Raw genomic sequence first — 13257 nt, forward strand, 5'->3', positions numbered from 1 at the left:
ATGGACCACGAAAAGGTCAACATCCTCCTCGTCGACGACCAGCCGGCCAAGCTGCTCGCCTATGAGGTGATCTTGAAGGAACTCGGCGAGAACCTCGTGATCGCCTCGTCCGGCCGCGAGGCGCTGGAGGTTCTGCTCAAGACCGAGATCGCGGTGATCCTGGTCGACGTCTGCATGCCCGAGCTCGACGGCTTCGAGCTCGCGGCGATGATCCGGGAGCATCCGCGTTTCCAGAAGACGGCGATGATCTTCATCTCGGCCATTCAGGTGAGCGACATCGACCGGTTGCGCGGCTATGAGATGGGTGCGGTCGACTATGTTCCGGTGCCGGTCGTGCCGGAGGTGCTGCGCGCCAAAGTCAAGGTGTTTGCCGAGCTGTACCGGAAGACCCGCGAGCTCGAACGGCTAAACCACGATCTCGAAGACCGTGTCCGTGCACGCACCGCGGAATTGGAGAACTCCACGGCGAAGCTGCGCGAGAGCGAAGAGCGTCGCAGCATGGCGATCGCCGCCGGCAAGATGGGATCATGGGACTGGGACTGGGTCAGCGGCGACTGGATGTGGGACGAGGGGCAGTATCGCATCTTTGGCGTGAGCCCGGAGAGCTTCGAGGTCAATCCGGCCAACGTTCAGGCACTGTTGCATCCCGATGACGTCGACCAATTGCGCAAGGCGATCGCCGAATTCAGCAAGGGCACACGCGCCTATGAGACGGAATTCCGCATTGTGCGGCCCGACGGCGATGTGCGCTGGTGTGTCGGCACGGCTGCCGCCACCGCCGACAATAGCGGCCGCGTGGTGCGCGTGAGCGGTGTCACCGTGGACATCACCGAGCGCAAACGTGCCGAGGAGCGGCAAAATCTGCTGGCGCGGGAAGTCGATCATCGCGCCAAGAATGCGCTGGCGCTGGCGCAATCGATCGTGCGTCTCACCCGTGCCGACGAGGTCAAGGCCTACGTCAACGCCGTCGAGGGACGCATCAACGCGCTGGCGCGCGTGCATACGATCCTGTCGCTGTCGAGCTGGCAGGGCGCCGAACTCTCGAAGCTGATCGACGAGGAGCTCGCGCCCTACTCGCTCGGTGGCCAGATCAAGCTGGCGGGGCCCGAGGTTCAGTTGCTGCCGGCAACCGCCCAGACGCTGGCGCTCGCGCTGCACGAGCTTTTCACCAACTCGGCCAAGTATGGCGCGCTCTCGACGCGGTCGGGCCGGCTCATGATCGGCTGGCAGGTCGAGGAGGATCACCTCACACTGATCTGGGAGGAATCCGGCGGTCCGCTGGTGAGGACGCCGAAATCTCGCGGCTTCGGCACGCGGAGCCTGCTTGCGAGCGTCGAGTCCCAGCTCGGCGGAAAGGCGCAATTCGATTGGCGCGCCGAAGGCCTGTTGTGCCGCCTTGAAGTGCCGTTGACCCGGAAGACCCCAACCGGCGCCGCGCACGGCAAGTTCGAGGGCACCACCTCCCTCGCGCTCCAGCGCGCGTCGGGTTAACCCGACGCGGCGACCTTCATGCGCCGCACCGGCCGAGGTTCATGGGCGATGCGCCCTTCGAGCCAGGCTTCCGTTTGCGCGAGATCGCGTAACGCCATCGCATAGCGGCGGGCCGCGCTTCGCTCGGCACCGCGCGGCAGTTTACGCGCCTTGCGCAGCATGTCGGCGGCCGCGTTTCGATAGGCCAGCGAGCGATAGAGAAAGACAACCTTACCCATATCGAATGTTCCCGTGTTGGCGGGCTCCATGGTCGCAAGGTGGGCATGAACGTCGGATGAAGCCCGACGTGACAAATCGTTCATGCGGATGGAACCCGCAATCGCCGGCTGCGTTGCATGCAAGATCGAGGGCGGTTCCATGGGCGCGAAAAAGTCGCCGAAAAAGTCGCCAAGGCTGATCTCTCCTTCCGGCATCATCACGCTCTTGACGCACGCGATGATGGGCGCGGCGATCGGCCTCGCCTTCGGTCTCGTGCTCATTCTGTCCAACCCGGCGGTGGCAAATTTGCTGAACCATGGCGGAGATTCGGCCGCGGCCGTTTTCGTCGTCACGCTGGTGACGACGTTCGCGATCGGCGCGATGCTCACGGGCATCGTGTTCATCATCGCCGAGGACAAGGAATTTTGAAGCGCGCGTGAAACCCGCGAGGCTGCTTTGCCGGGAACTCCTGCGGCGAATGGCAGTTGGCTGCCTGCGTCATTTTAACTCAGGGAGTTCCTGCGCATGAAGACGACCAAGCTCGCCCTCGCCGTGATGTTGGCAACCGGCATCGCCGCCGCCCCGTTCGCCGCACAGGCGAAGTCGCACAAGGCGAAACATGAATCCTCGACGTCGTCCTCGCAGACGACGGGCGCCAACACGAAATCCAAGGGCGCCGATCCTTCCGGTCAGGGCGGCTCCGGTCCCGGCTCCGATCAGGGCGGCACCATGACGAACAAGGGTACTGGCAACACCAAGTAGACTCGCCGCCGTTCATCGAAGGCCCCGTGATCGCGGGGCCTTCTTGCTTTGCTGTTCGATACAATCCTTCTCACGCCACATCGTCGGCGCACGCCTTTAGCTGCGCCGGATGTCGGCGATGTTCGGGCCGCCTGCGGAGTTTGTCTTCACGAGATGGTCGAGCCGCGCCCGCTTGCGCGCGATCAGAAGCTGGGCCGCAGCGTCGTCGAGACCCTCACGCTGCAATTGCCGGATCGCGGACCCCAGCTCCAGGATCTCGGCGCGCAGTCTCAAGATCCGGTACGTGCCGGGTCTTCCTCCACGGCACGCTCCCAAATGTCTCAGCGACGCACGATTGCGCGCACGGGATCAGCGGCTTTCTTGAGGGAACGAAGACGTACACGATCGCGAACATCCGGCAGGACATCACCACCACCAGCCGCCTTCCATTCGCCGATCAGCAGATTGATTTTCCGGCGCAGATCCATCTGCGCCAGGGCCTTTTCTGTGCAGTCGCGATCGCGGTCGACGAGCTCGCGCACGGACGCCTCGACATCGGCCATTTCCAGCCTCAAGGCACTGATCTTACGTCGAATTTCATTAATTCTGTTGTCCATGACTTGTTAGAACAAAATAAGAACATATAGTCAAGTCACGATTTTAGAACGGAGAGGCCAGATGCAGGTTCAAGGTAAATACGACGCCAGGGTTTTCCTCGCGGAGCAGATGACGCGGGCACAAGGCCTGAGGTTGAAGCGGCTCAGCGAGGAGGCCTATCAGCCCACGCAATATGATCGGGGTCTGTCCTTCACTGAAGCTGCGCGCCGCATCCAGGTGCTCGAGGCGGAGATCGAACTGGCGAATTCCTTCTAGCCAGGCTGCGTCGCGCATCCGGACGTTGTGGGCGCGCCTTCGGAACCATGCCTGTGTCGAATGGTTTTCTCCCGGCCAAGGGAGAATCTGAATGGCACGCAAGGCAAAGAAGCGCCGTTACTCGCGCAGCGCCGGGAGCGATGTCGAAAGCGAAATGCGGCGCTACAAGAAGGGCACGGCCAAGAGCGGCCGCGGTGGTCGCGGCGGACGCGTGAAGAGCCGCAAGCAGGCGATCGCAATCGGCCTGTCGAAGGCGCGCAAGAAAGGCAAGAAGGTCCCGAAAAAGGCCTCGAAGAAAACCGCCAAGAAGAAGACGGCCAAGAAAAAGTCCAAGCGCAAATCCGCCAAGCGGTAGTGGCAATCGGCGCTAGATCATGCTGCCCGGCATGAAGCAGCGGATCGAGATGCCAAATGCGGTCTTCACCGGCCACACCATGGTGCGACCGGCGCGGTTCGGCTCGGTGATGACGGCTTCATCGGGCACATCGACCCACTGCCCATCGAGGCGGACGCGATAGTGCCCGTCATGCGATTCCCAATCGGGATCGGAGACGGCAAATCCGTCGGCATCCGAGCAGCACGGGCCGAGATGGCTGCGCAGACTGTCGAACCAGGGCTTGAGCGGCGAATCGGCGTAGCGGCCGTCATCACGCCCCAGGGCGCTTCCAGCCGACAGTACGAGCGGCGCCACGAGCAGCGCACATCTCAGCGAGAGCTTCAATCGATCCATGTCGGCACCGATCAAATACGAACCGCCGGCCGGTTCCACAAAACGGCCGGACGTCCGAAGTTCCACTCTAGCAGCTCGCCTTGGCGTCTTCATTGCCGCCAAGGCGACACGCGATTTCGAACTCTGACGAGCGAACGCGGCTTTTTCGGACGAACCCGTCACCAATGCTGCCGTTAACGAGAATGTTATCGGCGGGCTGTTGGTATCCCGGATGCAAACGAGAAAAGGCGGCCCGAAGGCCGCCCTTTTGGATTTGCGCTGGTGGAGCTCGACTTACGCGAGCGGCACCGCGACGAACCGGGTCGCGTCCGCGCTTCTGATCTGCAACAGCACGCTGTTCTTGCCGGACGATTTCGCCTGCGCCAGCTCGGCGCGGACGTCGCCGACATTGGCGACGGGCTTGCCGCCGACATTGAGGATGACGTCGCCGGTCTGGATGCCGCGCTGCGCCGCCGGCCCTTGCGGATCGACCTCGGTGACGACGACGCCCTTCTGGCCGGCGCCCTGCACGTCGCCGGCCGGCGCCAGGCTGAGCCCGAGGCGCGGCGTGCCGTTGCCCGGCTGCGCCTTGCCCTCGTCGGCCTTGCCTTGAGCCTGCCGCTCGTTCGGCAGCTCGCCGAGCGCGAGGGTCACCGTCTTGCTCGCGCCCTTGTGGAAGACGTCGAGCTTCACGGACGTGCCCGGCGCCAGCGTGGCGACGGTGCGGGCGAGATCGCGGGAGTCCTTGATCGCGGTGCCGTTGACGGCGGTGATGACGTCGCCGGCCTCGATGCCGGCCTTTGCCGCCGGGCTATTGTCCTGCGGATTGTCGACGATCGCGCCGCGCGCCTCCTTCAGGCCGAGGCTGTCGGCGATCTCTGATGTCACCGGCTGCACCTGCACGCCGAGCCAGCCGCGGGTGACCGCACCCTTGTCCTTCAACTGCGCGACGACGAGCTTTGCGGTCGTGGCCGGAATGTCGAAGCCGATGCCGACCGAACCGCCCGACGGCGAGAAGATCGCAGTGTTCACGCCTATCACGTTGCCGCTCATGTCGAAGGCCGGGCCGCCGGAATTGCCCTTGTTGATGGGCGCGTCGATCTGGATGAAGTCGTCATAGGGGCCGTTGCCGATGTCGCGGCCACTCGCCGAGACGATGCCGGCGGTCACGGTGCCGCCGAGGCCGAAGGGATTGCCGACCGCGACCACCCAGTCGCCGATCCGCGGCTTCTGGTCGGAGAACTTGACGAAGGGAAAGTCCTTCTTGCCATCGACCTTGATCAGCGCGAGATCGGTCTTCGGATCGGTGCCGACCACCTTCGCGGTGTAGCTCGTCCCGTCGTCCATGGTGACCTGCACGGACTCGGCGTGGTCGACGACGTGGTTGTTGGTCACGGCATAGCCGTCGGCTGAGATGAAGAAGCCGGAGCCTTCGCCCGTGACCATCTGGTGACGCTGGCGCGGCATGCCGTTCATGCCACCCGGAAGGCGGAAGCCGAACTGCCGCGAGAACTGGTCGAACGGCGCGTCCTCGTCGGAATCCATCCGGTTCTGTTGCAGCATCGCGCTCTTGTCGTTGTCCTGGTCGATCCTGACCCGCACCGAGATGACGGCAGGTTTGACCCTGGCGACGAGGTCGCCGAAGCCCGGCGGAGTCGCAGCGCTTTCCGCGGCCTGGGCCGACGCGATGAAGGAGGTCACGCCGAGCAGCGAAGAGCCGGGAGATGCCGCCAGCACAGCCACGCCAAGCGCGGCCACGGTGCCGAGCAGCGCGAGCCGGCGCGGCTTCAAGATCCTGCGGGACGTGGTGATGTCGGAATTGACGCGGTCATTCATGTCGAAATGTCCATGTTGGGTCAGGTGTCGCCTTGCACGCAACATGGCCGCCGCGACCTTACGGTGTCCCGTCCGCGCGATTAAATCTTGGCAAAGTTGGTGCGGTCAGCGGCCGGGCCAAAAATCGGGGCTGCACATTTGATGCAGCTCAACGCCGCCCCTTCGCGCGGTGAAAGACTGCGGGCACCGAATGATGTCCATCGGAGGCGCGCCATGTACAAAGATATTCTCGTCCACGTCCCGACCGAGCGCCCGATGCGTCCCGTGATCGACGGCTCGATCTCGCTCGCGGCGCATTTCAACGCCCATCTCGACGCGGTCGCGGTCGGCTATGTCGCAACCAGCGCGGCTTATGTCATGGAGGGCGGGGCCGCCGTGGCGGCCGTGTTCGAACTGGAACGCGAGCGGGCAGTTGAGCGGGCCGAGGCCGCGCTCGCGGTGTTCGGAAGCGAAGCGGCGAACGCCGGCATTTCCTACACGTGCCGCCCGATCGGCGCGATTCCGGCGGACGCGGCCGGCTCGCTCGGCGAGATGGCGCGACTGCACGATCTCAGCATCGTACTTCAGCCGAATCCGGAGCAAGGCTCGTTCGACAACGACCTGCCGCGCGAGATTCTGTTCCACGCGGGCGGCCCCGTGCTGTTCCTGCCTTACACCTTCCGTGGCGCCTTCAAGGCGAACCGGATCGGCATCTGCTGGGACGGCAGCCGGCTCGCCGCCCGCGCGATGCGCGACGCCGCACCGTTCCTGGCCCGCGCCGAAGAGATCGTGATCATCACGATCAACGAAGCCGACACGGTGCCCGGCGAAGTGTCGGCAGGCAATCTGGCAAGACATCTCGGCCGGCGCGGGCTCTCGACCCGCACGGTCGGCCTGTCAGCGACCCGCTCCGAGATTCAGCCGACCATCCTGTCGCTGGCGGCCGACGAGAGCCTCGATCTCCTGGTGATGGGCGGCTACGGCCATTCGCGATTGCAGGAGCGCGTTCTCGGCGGCGTCACCCGCGCCATGCTGGAAGCCATGACGGTGCCGACGCTGATGTCGCACTGACCGAAGCCGGCCCGACGCTCTCAAGCCGCAGCGGGGGTCTCCCATCCAGCGGTTGCGGTGGCGTCCTCGTCGCGTTGCACATTGCACGCATCGAAATGCGCCTTCAGCGCGAGCTCGGCGAGGTATTCGAAATGTTCGGCCTGGCCGAGGAGTTCCCAGTTCTGGAGCGGCCGATAGGCCGCCTGCTGGCGACAGAGGGACGCAAGCGCCCGGTAGCGACGTACGTTCTCCATGAGAATCTCCCTCTCGGTCACACCCGGCTTATTTCTCCGGTTTGCGTCAGGGGCATTGCACTTGTGCGAAACATTTTCTGCGCAATGCCGGTCAGTCTCGGGAATGTTAACCTGTGCTGCAACGCGGCCGCTTTGCTTTGGCGCAAACTTTACAATTGTTTGGCGATTGTTCTTGGCACGGCTCAATGCGGACCCAGCCACAAAGTTACGGCATGTGTGAGGCAAAGCACAGCCGGACGTCCTTATCGCGCGTATAAATTTTTGCGTATGGCCGCAAACAAGGTAACGGCGGTACACCAAGGCTACGCTATCAACGCAGCCTGCGACTTTGGAGCCGCGCGGGCATGGAACCGGCGGCTCATTTCGTTTCTGGCGGCGATGGCTAGGCGTAGAGGCGGCGTTCCACGGTCACGCCGATCAGGTCGAGATAGCGCTCGATCAGGTCGAGATAGCCCTGCATCTCCTCGCAGGCCTCGCGCGCCAGGAAGGCACGCTGCGCCTCCGTCTCCACCCCTTCAGCGATGACCGGGATATTCAGCGCGTGCGCGAGGCTCAGGACCGCGCGGACGATCTCGGCCGATTGCGGCGTCGCCTCGAGGTTGGAGATGAAGCTGCGATCGATCTTGATCTTGTCGAACGGAAACGACTGGAGATAGGACAGCGAGGAGTAGCCGGTGCCGAAATCGTCCATCGCAATGCGGATTCCCAGCGCCTTCAACCGCCGCAGCAGGTTGAGCGCGCGGGTGAAGTCGCCGATCAGCACGCCCTCGGTGGTCTCGACCTCGAGCCGCGTCGGCGCAAGCCCCGTCTCCAGCAGGATCTGGTGGATCGAGCGTTCGAGGTCGCCGGCCTGGAACTGGACCGGTGAAAAATTGACCGCGACCTGCAGCGGCCGCGGCCAGGATGCCGCCTCGCGGCAAGCCTCGCGCAGAACCCATTCGCCGATCTGGACGATCAGCCCGTTCTCCTCGGCGAGCGGAATGAACCGGTCCGGCGGCACGAAGCCCCGCGTCGGGTGATTCCAGCGCAGCAGCGCCTCGAAGCCGATGACCTCGCCATCCATCCGCGCTTGCGGCTGGAAGTGGACGAGGAACTGGTTCTGCTCCAGCGCCTGACGCAGATCGTGCTGCAACAGCCTGCGATCGCGCAGTTCCTGGTCCGTCTCGGATTCGAAGAAGCGGACCCTGGCCCTGCCCTCGCGCTTGGCGCGATAGAGCGCGGAATCGGCGTTGGCGAGCAGCGTCGCGGCATCCACGCCGTCATCGGGATAGACGGCGATGCCGACGCTGACGCCGACCTGGGAGAGATAGTCGTCGATCTCGAGCTCCTTGCCTATGACCTCGACCAGGCGCTCGGCGAGCGTCAGCATATCCTCGCGGCGGGCGTTGTCCGGCATCAGGATCATGAACTCGTCGCCGCCGATGCGGGCGACGAAAGCGCCGTCGGCTTCCGCGGCAAGGCGATCCGCCGCCGCCCGCATCAGCATGTCGCCGACGGGATGGCCGAACACGTCGTTGACCTCCTTGAAGCGATCGAGATCGAGGCTGAGCACCGCAAAACTGGTCAACGCCTCCTGCGCCAGCTCCAGCCGTTCGTCCAGCTCCGCGTTGAAGGCGCTGCGGTTCGGCAGGTCGGTCAAGGCATCATGATGGGCAAGATGACTGATGCGTGCCTGGCTCGCGAGCTGCTCGGTGACGTCCTCGATCACACCGACCACGTATTGAGGCGTACCGTTCCCATCCCTGATCAGCAACTTGCGTGAATTGACGACGCGATCGTGACCGTTGACACCAACTTCGAGCAGATGCCCCTCCAGGAACATCGGCTCGCCGGTGTCCACGACCCGGCGATCCTGTTCGCTGACGACGCGGGCGACGTCGGCCGGGAAAATCTCTTCGGGCGTCCTCCCCAGCATCTGCTCACGCGGCAGGCCGTAATAGTCCTCGCCGGCACGGTTGAGCAGAATGTAGCGGGAATCCTTCGCGCATTTCGCAAACACGGCAATCGGGATGTTTTCGACGATGGTGTCGAGGAACTCCCGGGTCCGCAGTAGATCTTGCTCGACCTCATCGTGCGTGTGCGCACTTGCGTCGATGACCCGGTGGCGGTCGCGTTCGTTCGCCTCATAGGCCGCACTGACGAGCTCGCCCAGCTTGACGACATCGAGCTGGCCGGTCACCCCCGTCGCACAGCGAAGCTGCTCGGCGAACAAGCGATGCATGCTCATGCCATCGCCCCACGCCGCGTGCGGGCCTCATGCCCGCAAATGTCTTCGATCCGCATCCCCGCGCTCTCTCGCGTTCCTGAACCGCAGATTGAGACACCTAGCATTGCGCGGGCGTTAATCGCGCTTTCGCCTCGGACGCGGTGGTTACCCCGGCCTGAAGGAATCCGATCGCCTTGTGCGGCAGTTCCGTGGAACCCCGGAGGAAAGTGGCACGCGTTGGCACAACCGGCACCCGGAGTGCACGGCTCCCGTAGTCTACCGGACGCGCACGCTTTCGCCGGCGCGCATCGGCTGCACCGAAATATCCTGCAGCTTCGGAACCCGGCCGGCCTCGGCGGCGACGCGAATGGCCGCGATGTTGCCGGCGTAGTCGGCGCTGCTCTTGCCGCGGAACACCGCGGAACCCGCTACGAGCGTATCGGCACCCGCGGCGGCTACAGCAGCTGCGTTCTCGCGCGTGATGCCGCCATCGACCTCGAGCCGGATCGGCCGGTCGCCGATCATGGTTCGAATGCGCTTGATCTTTTCAAGCTGGGACTCGAGGAAAGACTGGCCGCCAAAGCCCGGATTGACCGTCATCACCAACACCAGATCGATACGGTCGAGCACGTATTCGATCGCGCTTTCCGATGTCGCCGGGCACAGGCTGACGCCGGCCTTTTTCCCGAGCGCACGGACCGCCTGCAGTGTGCGGTCGAGATGCGGGCCCGCTTCGGCATGAACGGTGATGACATCGGCCCCGGCCTTCGCGAACGCCTCGAGATAAGGATCGACCGGCGCGATCATGAGATGCACGTCGAAGACCTTCTTCGTCACCGGCCGGATCGCCTTGATGACGTCGGCGCCGAAGCTGATGTTCGGGACGAAATGTCCGTCCATGACATCGCAATGGATCCAGTCGGCGCCGGCCGCGTCGATGGCCGCGATCTCCTCGCCGAGACGGGCGAAGTCTGCAGCCAGGATCGAGGGGGCGATAAGAATCTCGCTGGTCATGGCTTTGCACTCCGCACGTCGGCCCCGCCGCTGAAGACGCGGCTCGCCAGCACGTCCACGGGGTCGATGGTTTCGAGGTCGGAAATGTCGAGCACCCGGTCGAGATCGGACACCAGGCGATCGGCCTGCCGCAACCGCATGCGATCGACGGCATTGCGGATCGAGCGGGCGTTGGAGAAGAACGGCTGGGTCCGCCGCAGCGCGATGTATCTCTCAAAGGCCTCGCGCGCGGCCGCCGAGAAGCGATAGCCGCGCTCCTTCAGCATCAGCTCGGCAATGACGAGCAGCTCGGCTTCCGCATAGTCCGGAAACTCGACGTGGTGGGCGATGCGCGAACGGAAGCCGGGATTGGAGGCGAAGAAGCTGGTCATTCGCTCGCCATAGCCGGCGAGGATCACGACGAGATCCTCGCGCTGGTTCTCCATCACCTGAAGCAGGATCTCGATCGCCTCCTGACCGTAGTCGCGCTCATTGTCCGGCCGGTGCAGATAATAGGCCTCGTCGATGAACAGCACGCCGCCCATCGCCTTCTTCAAGATCTCCTTCGTCTTCGGCGCAGTGTGGCCGATATACTGGCCGACGAGATCGTCACGCGTCACGGAGATCACCTGACCGCGCCGCACGAAACCGAGCCCGTGCAGGATCTTCGCCATGCGCAGCGCCACGGTGGTCTTGCCGGTGCCGGGATTGCCGGTGAACGACATGTGCAGCGTCGGCGGTGCGGAGGCGAGGCCCGCACGCTGCCGGATGCGCTCGATCAGCAGAAGCGAAGCGATCTGGCGCACACGGTTCTTGACCGGCCGGAGGCCGACCAGCTCCTGCTCGAGCTGCTGCAGCGTATCCGTGATCCCGGCCGCTTCGGCTTCCTTGCGGAGATCGAAATTGGTCTCGCCGCCTTCGGCGGTCGTAGCATGGGGCACGTCAAGCATCGGCACCTCGAAGAAAAGAGCTTCGCCGCGGGGAGGCGGCGAAGCAGTGGTCCGCCAAGGAAACGGAGCAGGGAGAGCTCCGCGCGGAAACGGATGATCAGGACACGTGTGCGGGAGCCTTTCGCACGGTGGTGTAGCGGATTGCGCGTCCCCCCACTTCCTGGCGCACCAGCTCGAATTCGGCTTCCTGCGGCGGCCGGTTGACGAGGAAGGAGATTCGCACCGACTCCCAGCCAGGGCTGGAATCGAAGCCACTGATGCGGATGTAGCGGTCGCCATACACCCTGCGGCACTCCGCGAGCTCCATCATCACGCCGGCGGCGTCCTGGAGGTCGAACATCGGCAGGCCCCACATCTCCCAATAGGTGTTGCGGGGATGCGGATCGTCAGTGAACTCGATGTTCACCGCCCAGCCCTTGGCGAGGCAATACTGCACCTGCTTATAGATCTGGTCGTCGGTCAGATCGGGTAGGAACGAGAAGCAGCCCTGAGTCAGTTTCATGTCTCATCTCCTCAAACGGTTTCCAGCGCCGTTGGCACGAAGTCCGGCGTGTCGGTGGACTGGTAGTTGAAGGTCACGTCCTTCCAGACCTCGAGCGCGGACTTGAGCGGCGTGCAGGTCTGGGCTGCCTTGGCCAGGATCTCCGGGCCTTCGTGGACGTAGTCGCGCCCCTCGTTGCGGGCGAGGATCATCGCTTCCAGCGCCACGCGGTTGGCGATCGCGCCGGCCGCAATCCCCATGGGATGGCCGATCGTGCCACCGCCGAATTGCAGCACGACGTCCTCGCCCAACAGATCGAGCAGCTGGTGCATCTGGCCGGCATGGATGCCGCCGGAGGCCACCGGCATCATCTTGTTCAGGCTCGCCCAGGACTGGTCGAAGAACAGGCCGTGCTCGAGCTTGGTCGGATTGAAATCCTCGCGGCAGACATCGTAGTAGCCACGCGTGGTGTTGGGATCGCCTTCGAGCTTGCCGACCACCGTGCCGGCGTGGATGTGATCGACGCCGGCGAGCCGCATCCATTTGGCGATGACACGGAACGACACGCCATGGCTCTTCTGCCGCGTATAGGTCGAGTGGCCGGCGCGATGCAGATGCAGGATCATGTCATTGCGCCGGGCCCACTTGGCCATCGACTGGATCGCGGTGTAGCCGATCACGAGGTCGATCATGACGATGCAGGATCCGAGCTCCTTCGCGAACTCCGCACGCTCGTACATGTCCTCCATCGTTCCCGCGGTGATGTTGAGGTACGTGCCCTTCACCTCGCCCGACGCCGCCTGTGCGCGGTTCACCGCCTCCATGCAATAGAGGAAGCGATCGCGCCAATGCATGAAGGGCTGCGAGTTGATGTTCTCGTCGTCCTTGGTGAAGTCGAGCCCGCCCTTCAGTGCCTCGTAGACCACGCGGCCGTAATTGCGCCCCGAAAGCCCGAGCTTCGGCTTCACGGTTGCGCCAAGCAGCGGCCGGCCGAACTTGTCGAGTCGCTCGCGCTCGACCACGATGCCGGTCGCCGGCCCCTGGAACGTCTTCACATAGGCGACGGGGAAACGCATGTCCTCGAGCCGCAGCGCCTTCAACGGCTTGAAGCCGAACACGTTGCCGATGATCGAGGCCGAGAGGTTGGCGATCGAGCCCGGCTCGAACAGGTCGAGGTCGTAGGCGATGTAGGCGAAATACGAGCCCGGCGTGCCCGGCACCGGATCGACGCGATAGCATTTCGCGCGATATTTCTCCGCGGCCGTCAGGCGATCCGTCCACACCACCGTCCAGGTCGCGGTCGAGGACTCGCCGGCAACCGCAGCGGACGCCTCGATCGGATCGACGCCCTCCTGCGGCGTGACGCGGAACAGCGCGATGACGTCGGTGTCCTTTGGCGTGTAGTCGGGCTCCCAATAGCCCATGCGCTTGTATTCCATGACGCCCGAGCGATAACGCTCCTTGCCGCGAACCGTGCCGGTATGTGCGTTCATGAC

17 protein-coding genes are annotated in these 13257 nt (G+C 64.2%); 6 read left to right on the top strand and 11 right to left on the bottom strand.

What is annotated here, in order from left to right; genetic code table 11:
• The gene (locus tag EI171_RS35170) at positions 1 to 1491 is read left to right on the top strand and encodes an HWE histidine kinase domain-containing protein (RefSeq protein ID WP_011085384.1); all 1491 of its coding nucleotides are present in this window, start codon (positions 1 to 3) and stop codon (positions 1489 to 1491) included.
• On the opposite strand, the gene EI171_RS45950 is transcribed toward EI171_RS35170, so the two are convergent.
• Positions 1488 to 1907: a hypothetical protein gene (locus tag EI171_RS45950; RefSeq protein ID WP_246740331.1), complete on the bottom strand. Its 420-nt coding sequence runs from the start codon at positions 1905 to 1907 to the stop codon at positions 1488 to 1490. The two genes, EI171_RS35170 and EI171_RS45950, sit on opposite strands and share 4 nt — an antisense overlap.
• Here EI171_RS45950 and EI171_RS35180 point away from each other — a divergent pair.
• The gene (locus EI171_RS35180) at positions 1849 to 2118 is read left to right on the top strand and encodes a hypothetical protein (protein WP_028175372.1); all 270 of its coding nucleotides are present in this window, start codon (positions 1849 to 1851) and stop codon (positions 2116 to 2118) included. The two genes, EI171_RS45950 and EI171_RS35180, sit on opposite strands and share 59 nt — an antisense overlap.
• 96 nt (positions 2119 to 2214) lie before the next feature.
• Entirely contained in the window at positions 2215 to 2451 is a 237-nt protein-coding gene (locus EI171_RS35185) for a hypothetical protein (RefSeq protein WP_028175373.1), read from the top strand.
• A 96-nt stretch (positions 2452 to 2547) separates the two neighbouring features.
• Here EI171_RS35185 and EI171_RS35190 read toward each other — a convergent pair whose 3' ends face one another.
• The gene (locus EI171_RS35190) at positions 2548 to 2724 is read right to left on the bottom strand and encodes a hypothetical protein (RefSeq protein WP_246740332.1); all 177 of its coding nucleotides are present in this window, start codon (positions 2722 to 2724) and stop codon (positions 2548 to 2550) included.
• Between the two features lie 47 nt (positions 2725 to 2771).
• Complete coding sequence (locus EI171_RS35195) at positions 2772 to 2993, bottom strand: hypothetical protein (RefSeq protein ID WP_028175375.1); 222 nt, start codon at positions 2991 to 2993, stop codon at positions 2772 to 2774.
• Positions 2994 to 3108: 115 nt separating this feature from the next.
• On the opposite strand from EI171_RS35195, the gene EI171_RS35200 reads away from it, so the two are divergent.
• Positions 3109 to 3303, top strand: coding sequence for a DUF3072 domain-containing protein (locus EI171_RS35200; RefSeq protein WP_028175376.1), 195 nt, complete (start codon positions 3109 to 3111; stop codon positions 3301 to 3303).
• 91 nt (positions 3304 to 3394) lie between these two features.
• Positions 3395 to 3658 carry a DUF6496 domain-containing protein gene (locus EI171_RS35205; protein WP_161536037.1) on the top strand — a complete coding sequence of 88 codons (264 nt, stop codon included), beginning with the start codon at positions 3395 to 3397 and terminating at the stop codon, positions 3656 to 3658.
• 12 nt (positions 3659 to 3670) lie between these two features.
• Here the strand turns inward: EI171_RS35205 and EI171_RS35210 are convergent, their stop codons facing one another.
• Together EI171_RS35210 and EI171_RS35215 are read right to left on the bottom strand one after the other, a co-directional pair.
• A complete protein-coding gene (locus EI171_RS35210) occupies positions 3671 to 4033 on the bottom strand; it encodes a hypothetical protein (RefSeq protein WP_028175378.1) in 363 nt (120 codons plus the stop codon).
• A gap of 273 nt (positions 4034 to 4306) precedes the next feature.
• Entirely contained in the window at positions 4307 to 5848 is a 1542-nt protein-coding gene (locus EI171_RS35215; protein ID WP_161536038.1) for a Do family serine endopeptidase, read from the bottom strand.
• Positions 5849 to 6061: 213 nt separating this feature from the next.
• Here EI171_RS35215 and EI171_RS35220 point away from each other — a divergent pair, with 213 nt between their 5' ends.
• Positions 6062 to 6898 (top strand): universal stress protein, encoded by an 837-nt coding sequence (locus tag EI171_RS35220; protein WP_028175380.1) that lies wholly within the window; start codon positions 6062 to 6064, stop codon positions 6896 to 6898.
• A 20-nt stretch (positions 6899 to 6918) separates the two neighbouring features.
• Here EI171_RS35220 and EI171_RS35225 read toward each other — a convergent pair whose 3' ends face one another.
• From EI171_RS35225 to EI171_RS35250, 6 genes are all read right to left on the bottom strand, one after another.
• Positions 6919 to 7131, bottom strand: a complete 213-nt coding sequence (locus EI171_RS35225; RefSeq protein ID WP_028175381.1) for a hypothetical protein — start codon at positions 7129 to 7131, stop codon at positions 6919 to 6921.
• Positions 7132 to 7513: 382 nt separating this feature from the next.
• On the bottom strand, positions 7514 to 9358 hold the full coding sequence (locus tag EI171_RS35230) for a bifunctional diguanylate cyclase/phosphodiesterase (protein ID WP_161536039.1): 1845 nt from the start codon (positions 9356 to 9358) through the stop codon (positions 7514 to 7516).
• A gap of 255 nt (positions 9359 to 9613) precedes the next feature.
• Positions 9614 to 10351: a ribulose-phosphate 3-epimerase gene (gene rpe, locus EI171_RS35235; RefSeq protein ID WP_060910899.1), complete on the bottom strand. Its 738-nt coding sequence runs from the start codon at positions 10349 to 10351 to the stop codon at positions 9614 to 9616.
• The gene (cbbX, locus tag EI171_RS35240) at positions 10348 to 11280 is read right to left on the bottom strand and encodes a CbbX protein (RefSeq protein WP_161536040.1); all 933 of its coding nucleotides are present in this window, start codon (positions 11278 to 11280) and stop codon (positions 10348 to 10350) included. Before cbbX ends, rpe begins: the two co-directional genes overlap by 4 nt.
• A gap of 97 nt (positions 11281 to 11377) precedes the next feature.
• Entirely contained in the window at positions 11378 to 11782 is a 405-nt protein-coding gene (locus EI171_RS35245) for a ribulose bisphosphate carboxylase small subunit (RefSeq protein WP_011085372.1), read from the bottom strand.
• Between the two features lie 11 nt (positions 11783 to 11793).
• Positions 11794 to 13254, bottom strand: a complete 1461-nt coding sequence (locus EI171_RS35250) for a form I ribulose bisphosphate carboxylase large subunit (RefSeq protein ID WP_161536041.1) — start codon at positions 13252 to 13254, stop codon at positions 11794 to 11796.
• Positions 13255 to 13257: the final 3 nt, after the last annotated feature.

Origin of the sequence: Bradyrhizobium sp. LCT2 (assembly GCF_009931255.1) — a bacterium.
In the GTDB taxonomy this organism is placed as follows: Bacteria; Pseudomonadota; Alphaproteobacteria; order Rhizobiales; family Xanthobacteraceae; genus Bradyrhizobium; species Bradyrhizobium diazoefficiens.

Bases quoted from the DNA above. Each gene is read 5' to 3' on its own strand.
- EI171_RS35180 (WP_028175372.1), top strand. From the start codon at position 1,849: ATGGGCGCGAAAAAGTCGCCGAAAAAGTCGCCAAGGCTGATCTCTCCT.
- EI171_RS35215 (WP_161536038.1), bottom strand. From the start codon at position 5,848: ATGAATGACCGCGTCAATTCCGACATCACCACGTCCCGCAGGATCTTG.
- EI171_RS35220 (WP_028175380.1), top strand. From the start codon at position 6,062: ATGTACAAAGATATTCTCGTCCACGTCCCGACCGAGCGCCCGATGCGT.
- EI171_RS35225 (WP_028175381.1), bottom strand. From the start codon at position 7,131: ATGGAGAACGTACGTCGCTACCGGGCGCTTGCGTCCCTCTGTCGCCAG.
- EI171_RS35250 (WP_161536041.1), bottom strand. From the start codon at position 13,254: ATGAACGCACATACCGGCACGGTTCGCGGCAAGGAGCGTTATCGCTCG.
- cbbX (WP_161536040.1), bottom strand. From the start codon at position 11,280: ATGCTTGACGTGCCCCATGCTACGACCGCCGAAGGCGGCGAGACCAAT.
- EI171_RS35205 (WP_161536037.1), top strand. From the start codon at position 3,395: ATGGCACGCAAGGCAAAGAAGCGCCGTTACTCGCGCAGCGCCGGGAGC.
- EI171_RS35170 (WP_011085384.1), top strand. From the start codon at position 1: ATGGACCACGAAAAGGTCAACATCCTCCTCGTCGACGACCAGCCGGCC.
- EI171_RS35245 (WP_011085372.1), bottom strand. From the start codon at position 11,782: ATGAAACTGACTCAGGGCTGCTTCTCGTTCCTACCCGATCTGACCGAC.
- rpe (WP_060910899.1), bottom strand. From the start codon at position 10,351: ATGACCAGCGAGATTCTTATCGCCCCCTCGATCCTGGCTGCAGACTTC.
- EI171_RS35200 (WP_028175376.1), top strand. From the start codon at position 3,109: ATGCAGGTTCAAGGTAAATACGACGCCAGGGTTTTCCTCGCGGAGCAG.
- EI171_RS35185 (WP_028175373.1), top strand. From the start codon at position 2,215: ATGAAGACGACCAAGCTCGCCCTCGCCGTGATGTTGGCAACCGGCATC.
- EI171_RS35230 (WP_161536039.1), bottom strand. From the start codon at position 9,358: ATGAGCATGCATCGCTTGTTCGCCGAGCAGCTTCGCTGTGCGACGGGG.
- EI171_RS35210 (WP_028175378.1), bottom strand. From the start codon at position 4,033: ATGGATCGATTGAAGCTCTCGCTGAGATGTGCGCTGCTCGTGGCGCCG.
- EI171_RS45950 (WP_246740331.1), bottom strand. From the start codon at position 1,907: ATGATGCCGGAAGGAGAGATCAGCCTTGGCGACTTTTTCGGCGACTTT.
- EI171_RS35195 (WP_028175375.1), bottom strand. From the start codon at position 2,993: ATGGCCGATGTCGAGGCGTCCGTGCGCGAGCTCGTCGACCGCGATCGC.